Consider the following 15,833-nt stretch of genomic DNA (forward strand, 5'->3'; position numbering starts at 1 on the left):
CGCGCTCCCGGGCAGCAGGAATCCCGTTGACATCGAATTCCAACTTGCTGGAAAATAAATCTACTATGCAGGAATCGACCAACTCCCCTGCCGACGACACCGGCATCAACGAACGCATCGCCCGGCGCGTGCGCGACTTGCGCACGCTACGAGGCTACACGCTCGATGCGCTCGCCGCGCGTTCCGGCGTCAGCCGTTCGATGATCTCGCTCATCGAGCGCGCGTCGGCGAGCCCGACGGCCGTCGTGCTCGACAAGCTCGCGGCAGGTCTCGGCGTGTCGCTGGCCGGGCTGTTCGGCGGCGATCGCGACGATGCGCCCGCGCACCCGCTGGTGCGGCGCGCGCAGCAGGCGGAATGGCGCGATCCGGCATCCGGTTACGTTCGGCGCAATCTGTCGCCGCCTGGCTGGCCGTCGCCGCTTCAGCTCGTCGAGATCGATTTCCCACCCGGCGCGCGCGTCGCATACGACTCCGGCGGGCGCGAAAGTGCATTGCATCAACAGGTGTGGGTCGTCCATGGGCGCGTCGACGTCACGTTCGGCGACCAGCTCCACGAACTTCACGAAGGCGACTGTCTGGCCATGCGCGTCGATCAGCCGCTGATTTTCAGCAACCCGTCGTCGCACGTCGCGCGCTATGTCGTCGCGATCTGCGATGTTCCCGCCGCCGCCGGCGCGCGGAGTGTGTCATCCGTTCAGAGCCGACAGGCACAGGAGCCCGCATGAATTCCCCGAAACCGCGCGACGACGTGCGCCTGATCGATTGCGGCGAGGCCGAGCATGCCGCGGCCATCCTCGAGATCCTGAACGATGCGATCGTGAACTCGACCGCGCTGTACGACTACCGGCCGCGCCCGCCGGAAGCGATGGTCACGTGGTTCGCGACGAAGCGCGCCAGCGGTTTTCCGGTCGTCGGCGCGGTGGATGAAGCGGGCACGCTGGTCGGCTTCGCGAGCTGGGGCACGTTCCGCGCATTCCCCGCGTACAAGTACACGGTCGAACACAGCGTCTACGTCCACCGCGACCATCGCGGCCGCGGGCTCGGCGAGTTGCTGCTGCGCGAGTTGATCCGGCGTGCGCGCGAAGCCGAAGTACACGTACTGGTCGGCTGCATCGACGCGACCAACGGCGGTAGCGTCGCGCTGCATACGCGCCTCGGCTTCGTGCACTCGGGCACGATCACTGAAGCGGGCTTCAAGTTCGGCCGCTGGCTCGATGCGGCGTTCTATCAGTTGAGGCTCGACACGCCGGCTCAGCCGGTCGATGGCTGATCGGCATCGCGCAGGCTGATCCATCGCCGTTCGGGCGGAATGACCTGCCTCACCACCTCCACGGCTACGCCTGCGCCACGCACCGCTCGCTCCATGATCAGTCAGGGTGGCGTCGCGAACAGTACGTTCGCAGGGTGACTTCTGCTCTATGGTTCTCGGTCAGCAACCTTCCGAGAATGTGCGCAACGGCATGACCGCATCCCGCTGTCGACCGTTGCATTCGCCACATCCAATGAAGGAGAACGACCATGTACCAGCCTCAGGATATCGCGCCCAAAACGATCATCGGGTGGGCGGAAGGCGCGCTTGTTGAAAGAAGCAAGCCCACGCAATACCGCCAGACGCCCGAACCCGTGGACTACTTTCTTGAAAAGGGCGGCTGGGAGACCGTGCTGAAACTCTGGCTGTCCAGCAAATTTCGCGAGCTTCCCGGCAATCCGACCGTGGAGTGCGAACAGGCGATCTATCAGGATCCGCGTCAAGACGTCGACATCCTGATCCGCCCCGCACTTGGCAAGGTGATCTGCATCGAACTGAAGGCGGAATCCCTCTTCCACTCCGCCCTGCAAGGGCGACAAACGGTACCTCACAAATTTTTCGACGAGGTCGCCGACGACATCGTGAAACTCCATTCGGTGAAGCAGCAATATGCCGACGCGATCAAGATGGTCGTCGCTGTTTGCTTCAGCGTCGAAGCTGCGCAGTCGATGCGCAATCGCGACTTCGAGGAAGACACAATCACGCTGGGCGAGGAAAAGGATAGCTGGCCGGTCACGATCTTCTGGCGCGTGATCTGAGTGCCGCCAGCAGATCGAACCGCCACGACGAGCCGAAAAAAAAGCCCCGCCGAAGCGGGGCTTTTTCTTTCTTGCTGGAGGCGCGAGCCGGAGTCGAACCGGCCTAAACGGCTTTGCAGGCCGCTGCATAACCGCTTTGCTATCGCGCCGAAAGCGGACTGTCCGGATGCCATGGAGGCAAGCGACAGATTTTTTTATTCGAGGACCGTCGGTCCATCAAATAAAAAGGGAAGCGTGGCTTCCCCATGACTTGGAGCGGGAGACGAGTCTCGAACTCGCGACCTCAACCTTGGCAAGGTTGCGCTCTACCAACTGAGCTACTCCCGCATTGTCCTGCACCTGCAGCGCTTTGCCTTACAACACGCTGCCAGAAAAATCTGGAGCGGGAGACGAGTCTCGAACTCGCGACCTCAACCTTGGCAAGGTTGCGCTCTACCAACTGAGCTACTCCCGCATGTATCCTGCATCTGCAGCGCTTTGCCGTACAACACGCTGCCAGAAAAATCTGGAGCGGGAGACGAGTCTCGAACTCGCGACCTCAACCTTGGCAAGGTTGCGCTCTACCAACTGAGCTACTCCCGCATGTATCCTGCATCTGCAGCGCTTTGCCGTACAACACGCTGCCAGAAAAAATCTGGAGCGGGAGACGAGTCTCGAACTCGCGACCTCAACCTTGGCAAGGTTGCGCTCTACCAACTGAGCTACTCCCGCGTATTGCTGCGCTACCGCTTCCCCGTCACACACTTACTTCGTCGTGCAGCGGAGAAGCGAGATTATGTCGAAGGCACATTCGTATGTCAAGGGCTTTTCCAGCCCTTTTTCCAAAAACCTGTGCAACCGCCGTGCGGGGCCGGTCACGCGCCGCCGCGCTCGCGAATCTGCGGCCATGCGAGCTTCATGTAGTACAGCATCGACCAGATCGTCAGCACCGCCGCGAGGTACATCAGCCACTCGCCCCACACGCGCGTGTCGATCGTCGCGATGCCGAGCGGCAGCGGGCCGTAGTACAGCAGCATCGGGATCGCGACCATCTGGCACGCGGTCTTGAATTTGCCGAGCTGGTTCACCGCGACGCTCTTCGACGCACCGATCTGTGCCATCCATTCGCGCAGCGCCGAGATCGCGATCTCGCGGCCGACGATCACGAGCGCGATCGCCGCGTCGACCCGCGAAATCTGCACGAGGATCAGCAACGCGGCCGTCACCATCAGCTTGTCCGCGACCGGATCGAGGAACGCGCCGAACGACGACGTCTGGTTCCACTTGCGGGCGAGAAACCCGTCGAACCAGTCGGTCAGCGCGGCGAGGATGAAGATCGCCGCTGCCGCGACATTGCGGTGCGCGCCGCCCATCACCGTGTCCGGCAGATAGAACACGCCAACGACGAGCGGGATCAGCACGATCCGTACCCACGTCAGGAAAATCGGGAAATTGAACGGCATGGCATGCGGGTCAGTAAAGGATTCGCAATTGTGCCGTGTCGACCGGCCTGCCACAAGAACGCGAGATCGCGCTCAGGCGCGGCCGGTCGCACGGCCGGATCAGTGAAGCTGCTTGTAGATCTGCTCGGCGAGCGCGTGCGAGATGCCGTCGACGCTCGCCAGTTCCTCGACGCTCGCGGCGACCACCCCGCGCAGCCCGCCGAACCGCGCGAGCAGCCGCTGCCGGCGTTTTGCCCCGACCCCTTCGAGTTCCTCGAGCCGCGAGGTCTGGCGCGCCTTCGCCCGCTTCGCGCGCATCCCGGTGATTGCGAAGCGGTGCGCCTCGTCGCGGATCTGCGCGACGAGCATCAGCGCGGCGCTCTCCTTGCCAAGTTCGAGCGGCGTGCGGCCGTCCGCGAACACGAGCGTCTCGAGGCCGACCTTGCGCCCTTCGCCCTTCGCGACGCCGACCAGCATCGACGTGTCGAGCCCGAGTTCGGTGAACACCTGGCGCGCAATCTCGACCTGCCCCTTGCCGCCGTCGATCAGCACGATATTCGGCAGCAGGCTCGACGACTCGGCCTTGCGCGTCGATTCGCCGTCGATGCCGGCCGCGTCGTCGGCGGCCGCCGCCTGCGCGGCCTGCTCGACCATCTTCTCGTAGCGGCGCGTCAGCACCTGCCGCATGGCCGCGTAATCGTCGCCCGGCGTGATGCCGGTGATGTTGTAGCGACGGTACTCGCCCGACTGCATCTTGTGATGGTGATAGACGACGCACGACGCCTGCGTCGCCTCGCCCATCGTATGGCTGATGTCGAAACATTCGATCCGCAGCGTCGCGAGATCGTCGCATTCGAAGCTGAGCGTCTCCGCGAGCGCGCGCGTGCGCGCCTGCTGCGAGCCCTGCTCGGACAGCAGCCGCGCGAGCGCGATCTGCGCATTCTGCTCGGCCATCGACAGCCACGCGCGCCGCTGCCCCTGCGGCTGCCGCACCAGCGATACCTTGTGGCCGGCCTGCTCGGACAGCAGCTCGAGCAGGTCGCGGCTCGCGGGCGCATGGCTCACGACCAGCACGGGCGGCACGCGATTGCCGAGATAGTGCTGCGCGATGAACGCATCGAGCACCTCTGCCTCCACCGACGCCCCCGCGTCACGCGCGGCGGCAGCCTCTTCCACGGGCCGGTCGGGCAACGCCGCAGCGGTTTCGTCGGCATCGTCCGCCGCTTCGGCCTCGTCGCCGAGGCCGCCCTCGGCCAGCGTCAGCGCACTTTCGACGTGCGCCGGGAAATAGGCCTTGTCGCCGAGATGCCGGCCGCCGCGCACCATCGCCAGGTTCACGCACACGCGCCCGCCCTGCGCCACCACCGCCAGGATGTCGACGTCGCTGTCGCTGCCGACCTCGATCGCCTGCTGGTGCAACACCGTCGCGAGGGAGCTCATCTGGTTGCGCACGGCGGCCGCCTGCTCGAACTTCAGCTCGGCCGCGAACGCGTGCATCTTCTGCTCGAGTTCCTTCATCACCTCCGACTGCCGGCCGAGCAGAAACCGCGCGGCGTTCGACACGTCGATCGCGTAGTCGTCCTCGGCAATCGCGCCGACGCACGGCGCCGTGCAGCGCCCGATCTGATGCAGCAGGCACGGCCGCGTGCGATTGTTGAAGACCGAATCCTCGCAGGTGCGCAACTGGAACACGCGCTGCAGGATCTGGATGCTCTCGCGCACGGCCCACGCGCTCGGGAACGGCCCGAAGTACTGGTTCTGCTTGTCGACCGAGCCGCGGTAGTACGCCATGCGCGGAAAGCGATGCGCGGTGAGCTTCAGGTACGGATACGACTTGTCGTCGCGAAACAGGATGTTGTAGCGCGGCGCGAGCGCCTTGATGAGGTTGTTCTCGAGCAGCAGCGCCTCGGCCTCCGAGCGCGTGACGGTCGTCTCGATGCGCACGATGCGCGTGACCATCATCGCGATGCGCGGCGACAGCTGCGTCTTCGTGAAATAGCTCGATACGCGCTTCTTCAGGTCGCGCGCCTTGCCGACGTACAGCACGGCGCCCGCCGCGTCGTAGTAGCGGTAAACGCCCGGCATGTGCGGCAACTGCGCGAGGAGCTTCTTGGGTTCGAACGGGGTGTCGGCGGCTTCTGGGGATGTCATGCGTGATCCGGGTGCCTTGTGGCGCGGAACAGGTCCATTAGAATCGCCAGTTTAGAGCATTCACCGGCCCGCTTCGATGCCCCGTACCGCCCCCGCCTCCCCTTCGCCGCTCGCGCCCGACGAACCGATCGCGTGCGACCTCTTCTGCACCGTGATCGACAACTTCGGCGACATCGGCGTGTGCTGGCGCCTCGCCCGCCAGCTCGCGCACGAACACGGCTGGCAGGTACGCCTCTTCATCGACGACCTGTGCACGTTCGCGCGGCTGCTGCCGGGGGTCGATCCCGATGCGGGACGGCAGACGCTCGACGGCGTCGTGGTCGAACACTGGCATGCGGAAGTCGGCGACGCGCTGGAGATCGCCGACGCCGTGATCGAGGCGTTCGCGTGCGAGCTGCCCGGCGCGTATCTCGCGGCGATGGCGCGCCGTGCGCGCCGCCCGGTGTGGATCAATCTCGAATACCTGAGCGCCGAGGACTGGGTCGCCGATTTCCATTTGCGCCCGTCGCCGCATCCGCGCTACCCGCTGCTGAAGACGTTCTTCTTCCCGGGACTGTCGGCCGGCACGGGCGGCGTGTTGAAGGAACGCGACCTCGACGCCCGCCGCACGGCCTTCGAAGCCGACGCGACGGCGCGCGCCGCATGGTGGCGGCATGCGACCGGCGACACGCCACCGGCGCCGGGTACGACCGTCGTCAGCCTGTTCGCGTATGAAAATCCGGCCGTCGACGCGCTGCTCGCGCAGTGGCGCGACAGCCCGTCGCCCGTCGTCGCGCTCGTGCCGGCCGGCCGCGTGTCGCCGGCCGTCGCCCGCTTCTTCGGGGTCGAATCGTTCGACGCCGGCGCGCGCGCAACCCGCGGCAACCTGACCGCCTACGGACTCGCGTTCGTCCCGCAGGCCGACTACGACCCGCTGCTGTGGGTGGCCGACGTCAACTTCGTGCGCGGCGAGGATTCGTTCGTCCGCGCGCAATGGGCGCGCAAGCCGTTCATCTGGCACATCTACCCGCAGGCTGACGATGCGCACCTGCCGAAGCTCGACGCCGCGCTCGCGCACCTGTCGGCAGGCCTCGGCGATGCGCCGCGCGCGGCGCTCGAGCGCTTCTGGCACGCATGGAACGGCGCCGGCACGCCCGACTGGGCCGATTTGCTGCAACACCGGGCCGCGCTGGACACCAACGCGACGTGCTGGGCCGACGCGCTGGCGAGCGTCGGCGATCTCGCCGGAAAGCTGGCGGAATACGCAAAATCTCAGTTAAAATAAGCGGTTATCCGACGGCTGACCACGCAAGCGCCCGCGTTTGGGGCTCTTGGCACCCACCGGAACGCCCCCCGCTTGCGCCGTCAGCCGTTGTGCAACGCTCAGGCACCTATTTATTTGATTGGATCAGGACAGTTTTTTATGAAGACCGCACAGGAACTCCGCGTAGGCAACGTCGTGCAGATCGGCAGCGACGCATGGGTCATCGCAAAGACGGAATACAACAAGTCGGGCCGTAACGCCGCCGTCGTCAAGATGAAGATGAAGAACCTGCTGTCGAACGCAGGCCAGGAATCGGTCTACAAGGCTGACGACAAGTTCGACGTCGTCGTGCTCGATCGCAAGGAAGTGACGTACTCGTACTTCGCCGATCCGATGTACGTGTTCATGGACGCCGACTACAACCAGTTCGAAGTCGAAGCGGAAATGATGGGCGAAGCGCTGAACTACCTCGAAGACGGCATGGCTTGCGAAGTCGTGTTCTACAACGAGAAGGCGATCTCGGTCGAACTGCCGACGGTCCTGGTTCGCGAGATCACCTACACGGAACCGGCCGTCAAGGGCGATACGTCGTCGGGCAAGGTGCTGAAGAACGCCAAGCTCGCGACGGGTTTCGAACTGCAAGTGCCGCTGTTCTGCAATACCGGCGACAAGATCGAAATCGATACGCGCACGAACGAATATCGCAGCCGCGCATAATCGCCTGCGATTTGCGGATCGAACAAAGCGCCCTTCGGGGCGCTTTTTGTTTGCCTGCCGCCAACAGCACCGGTGCGCCGGTACCATAAGCAACACAAAATCCAGCACTAAAGGTATTCAATTTGTATCATCGGTAACTGTTTTATAGCGTGAAAGAAATAATGCACGTCAGGCGTTCAGCGGGGCATAAAATCAGTTTTTAATCTGACATGCGGCTGCGGCCGGCTCGATGGCCGACAGCCCGCCTCTCTTGACTCGACTCGCGTCCACCATGCCACACGCCCTGATTGTCGAAGACGATCCCAACAGCCTGTCCGGCCTGACCGCGCTGCTCGCCGCAGACGGCTTCTCGGTCGACACGGCCACGTCGCTCGCCGAGGCACGCACGGCGCTCGGCCGCTCGATTCCCGATGTCGTCCTCGTCGACCTGAACCTGCCGGACGGCAGCGGATTCGACCTGCTCCAGCACCTGCCGCAGCAGCAGCCGAACGGCTCGCTGCCGGTGATCGTGCTGACGGGCAACGCGACGGTCGAGAGCGCGATCGAAGGCCTGCGTCACGGCATCTGGGACTACCTGCTGAAGCCGATCAACATTCCGCGCCTGCGCAGCCTGCTGGCCCGGATTCCGCGCCCCTACGAACTGATCGACGAAGTGCGGACGCTGCGCGCGTCGCTGCGCCATCTCGGCCGTTTCGGCGCGCTGGTCGGCCGCAGCGAGGCGATGCAGCACGTGTACGACATGATCGAGCACAACGCGGGCACCGAAACGGCCGTGCTGTTCACCGGCGAGGCCGGCACCGGCAAGAAGCTGGCCGCGCGCACGCTGCACGACCTGAGCCGGCGCCGCAAGGGGCCGTTCGTGTCGTTCGACTGCCGCACGATCGCGCAGGCCGGGCGACACGGCGCGTCGCTCGACAGCGTGCTGTTCGGCCATGAACGCGGTGCGTTCGACGGCGCCGAGCGGCGCGAATCCGGCCTGTTCGAACAGGCCGGCGGCGGCACGCTGTTCCTCGACGAGATCACCGCCCTGCCGCTCGTGCTGCAGGAGGCGCTGCTGCATGCGCTCGACTCGCAGAACTTCATGCGGATCGGCGGCACGAGCTCGATCGCGAGCGACTTCCGGCTGATCGCGACCACGCGCCGCCCGGCCCGCGAGGCGGTCGCGAACGGCACGCTGCGCGAGGATCTGTGGCTGCGTCTCGATGCGGCATCGATCACGATGCCGCCGCTGCGCGAGCGCGACGGCGATGCCCTCGCCATCGCGGACGCGCTGATCGACGAACTCAATCGCGACGCGCGCGCCACCGGCCGCAGCGCGACCGACAAGCGCGCGGCGCCGGGCTTCGTGCGCGAATGCGTGTCCTACGAATGGCCCGGCAACGTGCGCGAACTGCAGGAGCGCGTGCGCTTCGCCTATGACGCGTCCGGCGATTTCATCGAGACGCTGCGCGCGGGCGAAGCGAGCTTCGCGGCCGGCGCCGCGCTGAACGGCAGCAGCGTGCAGATCAAGGTCGGCACCCCACTGTCCGACGTGGAGGATCTGCTGATTCGTGCGACGCTCGACGCGGTCGGCGGCACGCGCCATCGTGCGGCGACGCTGCTCGGCATCAGCCCCAAGACGCTGTACAACAAGCTGCAGCGGATGAAGGTCAACTGACCGGGCCGCCTTTGTTCGGGGCGCTGGCCGGAGCTGACGGTTAGTTGCGTAAGTGCGTTTAGCCCCGCACTTCACGTCCCCAATGAGAAAGCCGCGCAAACGCACGGCTTTCTTGTTTTCGGCAACGGGAGAGCGACATCGCGCCGCCCTTCCTCCGCTTACGCCAGTGCGCTGCTCAACAGCGCCTGCGCCTGCAGATACTCGGGTTGCACGATCAGCTTGTCCCACTTGAGCGGCTTGCCGCGCGCCCGCATCCGCTTGATGCGCCGCACCGACTCGGCCGACGCCTGCGCCTTCAGCCCGTTCAGCACGACCTCGGCCGCGTCCGGCTGGTTGCAGACGAGCACCATGTCGCAGCCGGCTGCGAGCGCTGCATCGGCCGCCTGCGTGAGCGTGCCACCTTCGCGTGCCGCCTCCATCGACAGGTCGTCGCTGAAGATCGCGCCCGTGAAGCCCAACTGCCCGCGCAGGATGTCCTGCAGCCACACGCGCGAGAAGCCGGCCGGCCGCTTGTCGACCTGCGTGTAGATCACGTGCGCGGGAATCACCGCGGACAGCGACAGGCCGAGCCAGTCGTACGGCGCGACGTCCTGCTTGAGGATCGCGTCGAGCGGCCGGTCGTCGGTCGGCAGCGCGACGTGCGAATCGGCCTCCGCGAAGCCATGCCCCGGGAAATGCTTGCCGCAGTTCGCCATGCCCGCGAGCGACAGCCCGTGGTTCAAGCTCTTCGCGAGCAGCGTGACGACGCGCGGGTCGCGATGGAACGCGCGATCGCCGATCACCTTCGAATGCCCGTAGTCGAGATCGAGCACCGGCGTGAAACTCATGTCGATCCCGCATGCGCGCAGCTCGGCGGCCAGGATGTAGCCGACCGCGGTCGCGACCTTCGTCGCGAGCAGCACGTCGCGGTCCCACAGTTCGCCGAGGCGGCGCATCGCCGGCAACACCGTGAAACCGTCGGTGCGGAATCGCTGCACGCGGCCGCCTTCGTGATCGACGGCGATCAGGATGTCCTCGCGCACCGCGCGGATCGAGTCGGTCAGCGCGGTCAGCTGTGCGCGGTTCTGAAAATGCCGCGCGAACAGGATCACGCCGCCGGTGTTCGGATGCGCAAGGCGCCGCGCATCGTCGCGCGACAGGGCCGTGCCGACGACGTCGAGCATGACCGGGCCGGGAGTCGTTTTCATCAGAATGGGATATTCCGTCAGGGAGTGGTTCGGGAGACAGGAACGGATGCAGGCGAAAGTGCGGCTTCGGTCTCGGCAACCACGAACGACACTGCGTAGTCACGTTCGTCGCTGACCGTCACGCGCGCCGTGATGCCGCGTGCGGCAAGCCAGTCGGCCAGCTCGCCCGACGCGACGACGTACGGTTCGCCGCTGCGCTGGTTGAGGGTCTGCAGCGCGCGCCACGTCATCGGCCAATGCATGCCGAGCCCGATCGCCTTCGAGAACGCTTCCTTCGCGGAAAAGCGCGTCGCGAGAAACGCGATGCCGCGTGCCTCGGAGCGCGCGCGGCGCGCGTGGAACACGCGCAGTTCGTCGGGGCCCAGCACCTTCTCGGCAAACCGGCCGCCCGTGCGCTCGAACACGGCCGCGACGCGGCTCACCTGGACGATGTCGGTACCGATGCCGTAGATCGCCATGTCAGCGCCCGCCGTGATGCACGGACGATGCCGATCGGCGAACGAAGCGCGCGCGCACGGAATGCATCGTCAGCGCGCGCCGCCGTGCAGCGCGGCGACCCGCGCGGCGACCATGATCGCCTTCATCTCGCGCACCGCGTTGTCCCAGCCCGCGAAGATCGCGTGCGCGACGATCGCGTGGCCGATGTTCAGCTCGATGATGCCGTCGATCGCGGCGATCTGCTGCACGTTCGTGTAATGCAGGCCGTGACCCGCGTTGACCTTCAGGCCCAGTTGCGCGCCGGCCTGCACGCCCGCGACGATGCGTTCGTATTCGCGCTGCTGCTCGGCTTCGTCGTGCGCATCGGCGTAGCGGCCGGTATGCAGCTCGACCACCGGCGCGCCGGCTTCGTGCGCGGCGCGGATCTGCGTGTCGTCCGGATCGATGAACAGCGACACACGCACGCCGGCGTCGGCGAGCTGCCTGCATGCCGCACGCACGGCCTCGAAGCGCCCGGCGACATCGAGACCGCCTTCGGTCGTCAGCTCCTCGCGCTTCTCGGGCACGAGGCACGCGTCGTGCGGACGCACTTCACATGCGATGTCGAGCATCTCGGCCGTCACCGCGCATTCCAGGTTCATCCGCGTCTTCAGCAGCGGGCGCAGCGTGCGCACGTCGGCGTCGACGATGTGGCGGCGGTCTTCGCGCAGGTGCAGCGTGATCGCGTCCGCACCGGCCTCTTCGGCCGCGAGCGCCGCGCGAATCGGATCGGGATAGGTCGTGCCGCGCGCGTTGCGCAGCGTCGCGACGTGGTCGATGTTCACGCCGAGGTCGATGGCGGTGGGCGTTGTCAGGAAGAAACTCATAAGTTTTGCAGGTCGATCAGGATCTGACGCGTGGCAAGCGGCGTACCGCCGAGATAGGTGTTCAGCAGGAAGCGCATCAGCGTCTTGCTTTGCGCGACCGTCTGGGCTCGATGGTAATCGTCCTGCTCCATGTCGAGCAACGTCTGTCCGGTAATCACCGGCCAGTGTGACGGCACGTCGTCATCCGCATTGCGCACGCCGCGCTCGGGATCGAATACGTAGCGGCGATCCGGTTCGACCGCTCGGCGCGCGACCGTGCGGTTCAGCGCCATCGCATAACCGGTCTCGCGCAGCAGCACGCGCTCGAACGAGCGCAGCACCTGCACCGCGGGTTCGCCGTGCGCGAGGCGCGTGAGGGTCAGCACGTAATGATTGAAGAGCGGCGGCTGCGGATCCTCGCGTGCGCAGAATTTCACGAGCAGCTCGTTCGCGTAGAAGCCGCACAGCAGCCCGTCGCCGCCGAGCGGCAGCATCCCGCCGACCCACTCGGCGCCCGTCAGCGTGCGCACTTCGGATTTGCCCGACCAGGACAGCAGCAGCGGCTGGAACGTCTGCAACACGCCGCGCAGCGCGGAATGCGGGCGCTTCGCGCCCTTCGCGACGAGCGCGAGCCGGCCGTGATCGCGCGTGAGCACGTCGATGATCAGGCTCGTTTCCCGGTACGGATAGCTGTGCAGCACGAACGCCGGCTGCTCGGCGACGCGGAAATCGGACGTGCGAGACGTCGCGCGCCGCGCCTTGCGACGCGGCGGTTCGGGCGGTGCCGGCAACGGCGCGTCGTTCGCGCCGGCGGTCACCGCGTCTTCGGTCGACGTCAGCGCGTCATTCGTACCCATAGGCGCGCAGCCCCGCCTCGTTGTCGGCCCAGCCGCTCTTCACCTTCACGAAGGTCTCGAGGTACACGGGGCCGTCGAACAGCTTCTCCATGTCCATCCGCGCCTCGGTGCTGATCTGCTTGAGTTTCTCGCCCTTCTTGCCGATCACCATCGCCTTGTGCGAATCGCGTTCGACGAGGATCGTCGCGAAGATGCGCTTCAGGCGCCCTTCCTCCTCGAACTTGTCGATCAGGACGGTGCTCGTGTACGGCAGTTCGTCGCCGGTCCAGCGGAACACCTTCTCGCGCAGGATTTCGGCCGCGAGGAAGCGCGAGCTGCGGTCGGTCAGCTCGTCCTCGCCGTAGATCGGCTCGCCTTCCGGCAGGTACGGCTTGATCGTGTCCAGCAGGCGCTTGATGTCTTCCGGCCGCTGCGCGGACAGCGGCACGAGTTCGGTGAATTCGCGCAGCCCGCTCATCTGCTGCATGAACGGGAACAGGGTCGCCTTGTCGGTCACGCGGTCGATCTTGTTCGCGATCAGCAGCGTCGGCATGCCGGGCGGGATCAGGTCGAGTACCTTCTGGTCGTCGGGTCCGAAGCGGCCGGCCTCGATCACGAACAGGATCACGTCGACCGACGTGAGTGTCGACGTGACCGCGCGGTTCAGCGAGCGGTTCAGCGCGGTGCTGTGACGGGTCTGGAAGCCCGGCGTGTCGACGAACACGAATTGCGCGTCGTCGAACGTGTTGATGCCGGTGATGCGATGGCGGGTCGTCTGCGCCTTGCGCGACGTGATGCTGATCTTCTGGCCGACGAGTGCGTTCATCAACGTCGACTTGCCGACGTTCGGGCGGCCCACGATCGCGATCATGCCGCAACGGAAACCGGTAGGAGCGGGAGTGTTCATATCGTTTGGGAGACAGGTTCGGAAACGGCCGCGCGGCGCGCGGCACGATCGATGGGCAATTCAGTGGTCGGCATCGGCCGCGCGCGCCTGCGCGGCAGCGAGGCTCGCGCCGCCCGGCGGCGTCTCGGGGTCGGGCGCCGCGGCGTCGCGGGCGCGCGGCGTCGCACGCGAAGCGGCATCGGAACCGGCAGCAGGCTTGTCGGCGGACACCACGGCCGGATCGACCGTCTGGCCCGCCGGCTTGTCGGCTGCACGGGGTGCGCCTTCCGCGGACTTGTCCGCCACGCGAGCGCCAGCTTCGTTGCGCTCCGACGGTTTTTCGGATGGCTTTTCGGCAGGTTTGTCGGCCGCCGGCTTCGCCAGCCGGTCGGCCTTGTCCGCGGCTGTTTCGACATGCGCCGCGCGAATCGCGGCCATCGGCGCCTGCGCGGGCCGGTCGCTCGGCTGTGCGCCGGCGTCGGTCCCTGCAGACGCGGCAGCGGCAGCAGCAGCCTTCGCGTCGCGCCCCGCCGCACGCTCCTTCCGTTCCGGAGAACGCAGGTCGAGCGCTTCCTGCACGCCCTTCACGCCCGGCACGATTTCGGGCTCGACATGCTTCGCCCCCCGCGCGTTCTTCGAACGCTTCGGCTTCGCGGCCAGCATCGGCGCGGCCGCCAGCACCTCGTCGAGCGCCTTCTTCGCGGCGGCCTGCTCGGCCGCCCGTCGGCTCGCGCCGGAGCCCGACACCTTCACGTCGAGCTTCGGCACCGTGCATTCGACCTCGAATTGCTGATTGTGCGCCGCACCATGAGTTGCGACGACCGTGTAGGTCGGCAGTGCGATCTTGTGGCCCTGCAGGTACTCCTGCAGCAGCGTTTTCGCGTCCTTGCCGAGCGTGCGCGGATCGATGTGGTCGAGAATCGGGATATAGAGGCGCTTGATGACCCCTTGGGCGGCTTCGAAGCCGCCATCGAGGAATACCGCCCCGATGATGGCTTCGAACGCGTCCGCGAGAATCGACGGGCGGCGGAAGCCGCCACTGCGCAACTCGCCCTCGCCCAGCCGCAGCCCTTCCGAGATATTCAGGGCCTGAGCGATTTCATACAGCGACTGCTGCTTGACGAGGTTGGCGCGCACGCGCGACAGGTCGCCTTCGTCCAGCTTGCTGAAACGCTGGAACAAAAGGGCGGCCACCGCGCAATTCAGAACGGAATCGCCGAGAAACTCGAGCCGTTCGTTGTGCGTGGCACTGTGACTGCGATGGGTCAAAGCCTGGCGCAACAATTCCGCATTGCGAAATTCGTAGCGCAGCCGGCTTTCCAACTGGGATAGGGGCATGTGCAGGAGTATAACGCGGGCGCCGGTCGGGCCGAAACGGCACGGCCGGACGCGAAAAGGCGTGACGAGGCGGTGTTGCCGCCGGTTCTTAAAGTAGTTCGGCACTACGCGACGCGGCCCGTGCGTCGCGTAGTGCGTGCGAGTCGAACGCGATCAGTTGAAGGAACCGATGCGCTTCAGGTCGCCGAAGTTCATCCAGATGAAGAACGCGCGGCCGACGATGTTGTTGTCCGGCACGAAACCCCAGTAGCGGCTGTCCGCGCTGTTGTCGCGGTTGTCGCCCATCATGAAGTAGTGACCCGGCGGCACCTTGCAGATCACGCCGCGGCTGTTGTACGTGCAGTTGTCGCGATACGGATAGTCGTAGGCGCCCATCACGAACGGCGGCACGGCGGGATTGTTGAGGATCGCATGCTTCTTCGTGCCGATCGTTTCCTCGAACTGCTTCGCGTAGTTCTGGCGCTCGTCGTCGAAGAAATCCGGCAGCGGCGTTTCGGGCACCGGCTGGCCGTTGATCGTCAACTGCTTGTCCTGGTAAGCGACCGTGTCGCCCGGCAGGCCGATCACGCGCTTGATGTAGTCGACCGACTCGTCCTTCGGATAACGGAACACGACGACGTCGCCACGCGACAGCGGACTGCCCTGCGTGATCTTCGTGTTCGTGATCGGCATGCGCAGGCCGTATTCGAACTTGTTGACGAGGATGAAGTCGCCGACCAGCAGCGTCGGCACCATCGAGCCCGACGGGATCTTGAACGGCTCGACGACGAACGAACGCACGACGAACACGGCCAGGATCACCGGGAAGAAGCTTGCGGTGTACTCGAGCCACCACGGCTGGCGCAGCTTTTCGTCGCGCAGTTTCGAACGCGTCTGCCCTGCGTTTTCGTCCGCGAAACGCTTGTCGATACGCGACTGCTGGCGATCGAACTCCTCGATCGCCACGTCGGCCGCCTTGCGACGCCGCGGCAGGAACACCAGTTTGTCCAGCACCCACGCTACGCCCGTCACGACGACGAGCACAAAAAGAACCAGCGCAAAATTCAT

At 65.8% G+C, this 15,833-nt stretch carries 15 protein-coding genes and 5 tRNA genes; 6 read left to right on the forward strand and 14 right to left on the reverse strand.

The features are described 5' to 3' along the window. The first annotated feature begins 65 nt into the window (after positions 1-65). The 3 genes from DIE06_RS16030 to DIE06_RS16040 all read left to right on the forward strand — a co-directional run bounded on the left by DIE06_RS16030 (position 66) and on the right by DIE06_RS16040 (position 2,067). The gene (locus DIE06_RS16030) at positions 66-725 is read left to right on the forward strand and encodes a helix-turn-helix domain-containing protein (RefSeq protein WP_124662263.1); all 660 of its coding nucleotides are present in this window, start codon (positions 66-68) and stop codon (positions 723-725) included. Beyond that, on the forward strand, positions 722-1,270 hold the full coding sequence (locus DIE06_RS16035; RefSeq protein ID WP_124662264.1) for a GNAT family N-acetyltransferase: 549 nt from the start codon (positions 722-724) through the stop codon (positions 1,268-1,270). Before DIE06_RS16030 ends, DIE06_RS16035 begins: the two co-directional genes overlap by 4 nt. A 248-nt stretch (positions 1,271-1,518) precedes the next feature. Beyond that, positions 1,519-2,067, forward strand: a complete 549-nt coding sequence (locus DIE06_RS16040; RefSeq protein WP_124662265.1) for a hypothetical protein — start codon at positions 1,519-1,521, stop codon at positions 2,065-2,067. A 75-nt stretch (positions 2,068-2,142) separates the two neighbouring features. Here the strand turns inward: DIE06_RS16040 and DIE06_RS16045 are convergent. The 7 genes from DIE06_RS16045 to uvrC form a co-directional block, all read right to left on the reverse strand. Then, a tRNA-Cys gene (locus tag DIE06_RS16045) sits at positions 2,143-2,216 on the reverse strand. A 102-nt stretch (positions 2,217-2,318) separates the two neighbouring features. Next, positions 2,319-2,394: transfer RNA gene (locus DIE06_RS16050), tRNA-Gly, on the reverse strand. A gap of 51 nt (positions 2,395-2,445) precedes the next feature. Continuing rightward, positions 2,446-2,521, reverse strand: a tRNA-Gly gene (locus tag DIE06_RS16055). 52 nt (positions 2,522-2,573) lie between these two features. Beyond that, positions 2,574-2,649, reverse strand: a tRNA-Gly gene (locus DIE06_RS16060). Positions 2,650-2,702: 53 nt separating this feature from the next. After that, positions 2,703-2,778: transfer RNA gene (locus DIE06_RS16065), tRNA-Gly, on the reverse strand. Positions 2,779-2,921: 143 nt separating this feature from the next. Continuing rightward, positions 2,922-3,509, reverse strand: coding sequence for a CDP-diacylglycerol--glycerol-3-phosphate 3-phosphatidyltransferase (gene pgsA / locus DIE06_RS16070; RefSeq protein WP_124662266.1), 588 nt, complete (start codon positions 3,507-3,509; stop codon positions 2,922-2,924). Positions 3,510-3,608: 99 nt separating this feature from the next. Then, positions 3,609-5,639, reverse strand: coding sequence for an excinuclease ABC subunit UvrC (gene uvrC / locus DIE06_RS16075; RefSeq protein ID WP_124662267.1), 2,031 nt, complete (start codon positions 5,637-5,639; stop codon positions 3,609-3,611). A 76-nt stretch (positions 5,640-5,715) separates the two neighbouring features. Between uvrC and earP the strand changes: the two genes are divergently transcribed. The 3 genes from earP to DIE06_RS16090 all read left to right on the forward strand — a co-directional run bounded on the left by earP (position 5,716) and on the right by DIE06_RS16090 (position 9,256). Then, positions 5,716-6,903, forward strand: a complete 1,188-nt coding sequence (gene earP, locus DIE06_RS16080) for an elongation factor P maturation arginine rhamnosyltransferase EarP (RefSeq protein ID WP_124662268.1) — start codon at positions 5,716-5,718, stop codon at positions 6,901-6,903. Between the two features lie 138 nt (positions 6,904-7,041). After that, positions 7,042-7,599 carry an elongation factor P gene (gene efp / locus DIE06_RS16085; protein ID WP_124611289.1) on the forward strand — a complete coding sequence of 186 codons (558 nt, stop codon included), beginning with the start codon at positions 7,042-7,044 and terminating at the stop codon, positions 7,597-7,599. Between the two features lie 271 nt (positions 7,600-7,870). Further along, positions 7,871-9,256 (forward strand): sigma-54 dependent transcriptional regulator, encoded by a 1,386-nt coding sequence (locus DIE06_RS16090; RefSeq protein WP_124662269.1) that lies wholly within the window; start codon positions 7,871-7,873, stop codon positions 9,254-9,256. A 158-nt stretch (positions 9,257-9,414) separates the two neighbouring features. Here the strand turns inward: DIE06_RS16090 and nagZ are convergent, their stop codons facing one another. The 7 genes from nagZ to lepB all read right to left on the reverse strand — a co-directional run bounded on the left by nagZ (position 9,415) and on the right by lepB (position 15,833). Then, positions 9,415-10,443, reverse strand: coding sequence for a beta-N-acetylhexosaminidase (gene nagZ, locus DIE06_RS16095; RefSeq protein WP_124662270.1), 1,029 nt, complete (start codon positions 10,441-10,443; stop codon positions 9,415-9,417). Positions 10,444-10,460: 17 nt separating this feature from the next. Beyond that, positions 10,461-10,901: a holo-ACP synthase gene (acpS, locus tag DIE06_RS16100; RefSeq protein ID WP_124662271.1), complete on the reverse strand. Its 441-nt coding sequence runs from the start codon at positions 10,899-10,901 to the stop codon at positions 10,461-10,463. A gap of 69 nt (positions 10,902-10,970) precedes the next feature. Next, positions 10,971-11,747 carry a pyridoxine 5'-phosphate synthase gene (pdxJ, locus tag DIE06_RS16105; RefSeq protein WP_124662272.1) on the reverse strand — a complete coding sequence of 259 codons (777 nt, stop codon included), beginning with the start codon at positions 11,745-11,747 and terminating at the stop codon, positions 10,971-10,973. Next, positions 11,744-12,583: a DNA repair protein RecO gene (gene recO, locus DIE06_RS16110; protein WP_014897645.1), complete on the reverse strand. Its 840-nt coding sequence runs from the start codon at positions 12,581-12,583 to the stop codon at positions 11,744-11,746. Before recO ends, pdxJ begins: the two co-directional genes overlap by 4 nt. After that, the gene (gene era / locus DIE06_RS16115; RefSeq protein ID WP_089450159.1) at positions 12,570-13,469 is read right to left on the reverse strand and encodes a GTPase Era; all 900 of its coding nucleotides are present in this window, start codon (positions 13,467-13,469) and stop codon (positions 12,570-12,572) included. Before era ends, recO begins: the two co-directional genes overlap by 14 nt. A gap of 60 nt (positions 13,470-13,529) precedes the next feature. Next, the gene (gene rnc / locus DIE06_RS16120) at positions 13,530-14,786 is read right to left on the reverse strand and encodes a ribonuclease III (RefSeq protein ID WP_124662273.1); all 1,257 of its coding nucleotides are present in this window, start codon (positions 14,784-14,786) and stop codon (positions 13,530-13,532) included. 153 nt (positions 14,787-14,939) lie between these two features. Next, positions 14,940-15,833 (reverse strand): signal peptidase I, encoded by an 894-nt coding sequence (gene lepB / locus DIE06_RS16125; RefSeq protein WP_124662274.1) that lies wholly within the window; start codon positions 15,831-15,833, stop codon positions 14,940-14,942.

The sequence above is a fragment of the Burkholderia sp. Bp8998 genome (genome assembly GCF_003854235.1).
Lineage (GTDB): Bacteria > Pseudomonadota > Gammaproteobacteria > Burkholderiales > Burkholderiaceae > Burkholderia.

What these genes read in the sequence shown, in the direction of transcription:
- DIE06_RS16040 (WP_124662265.1), top strand. Translation starts at nt 1,519, where the DNA reads ATGTACCAGCCTCAGGATATCGCGCCCAAAACGATCATCGGGTGGGCG.
- recO (WP_014897645.1), bottom strand. Translation starts at nt 12,583, where the DNA reads ATGGGTACGAATGACGCGCTGACGTCGACCGAAGACGCGGTGACCGCC.
- era (WP_089450159.1), bottom strand. Translation starts at nt 13,469, where the DNA reads ATGAACACTCCCGCTCCTACCGGTTTCCGTTGCGGCATGATCGCGATC.
- uvrC (WP_124662267.1), bottom strand. Translation starts at nt 5,639, where the DNA reads ATGACATCCCCAGAAGCCGCCGACACCCCGTTCGAACCCAAGAAGCTC.
- nagZ (WP_124662270.1), bottom strand. Translation starts at nt 10,443, where the DNA reads ATGAAAACGACTCCCGGCCCGGTCATGCTCGACGTCGTCGGCACGGCC.
- DIE06_RS16030 (WP_124662263.1), top strand. Translation starts at nt 66, where the DNA reads ATGCAGGAATCGACCAACTCCCCTGCCGACGACACCGGCATCAACGAA.
- DIE06_RS16035 (WP_124662264.1), top strand. Translation starts at nt 722, where the DNA reads ATGAATTCCCCGAAACCGCGCGACGACGTGCGCCTGATCGATTGCGGC.
- pdxJ (WP_124662272.1), bottom strand. Translation starts at nt 11,747, where the DNA reads ATGAGTTTCTTCCTGACAACGCCCACCGCCATCGACCTCGGCGTGAAC.
- acpS (WP_124662271.1), bottom strand. Translation starts at nt 10,901, where the DNA reads ATGGCGATCTACGGCATCGGTACCGACATCGTCCAGGTGAGCCGCGTC.
- lepB (WP_124662274.1), bottom strand. Translation starts at nt 15,833, where the DNA reads ATGAATTTTGCGCTGGTTCTTTTTGTGCTCGTCGTCGTGACGGGCGTA.
- pgsA (WP_124662266.1), bottom strand. Translation starts at nt 3,509, where the DNA reads ATGCCGTTCAATTTCCCGATTTTCCTGACGTGGGTACGGATCGTGCTG.
- rnc (WP_124662273.1), bottom strand. Translation starts at nt 14,786, where the DNA reads ATGCCCCTATCCCAGTTGGAAAGCCGGCTGCGCTACGAATTTCGCAAT.
- efp (WP_124611289.1), top strand. Translation starts at nt 7,042, where the DNA reads ATGAAGACCGCACAGGAACTCCGCGTAGGCAACGTCGTGCAGATCGGC.
- earP (WP_124662268.1), top strand. Translation starts at nt 5,716, where the DNA reads ATGCCCCGTACCGCCCCCGCCTCCCCTTCGCCGCTCGCGCCCGACGAA.
- DIE06_RS16090 (WP_124662269.1), top strand. Translation starts at nt 7,871, where the DNA reads ATGCCACACGCCCTGATTGTCGAAGACGATCCCAACAGCCTGTCCGGC.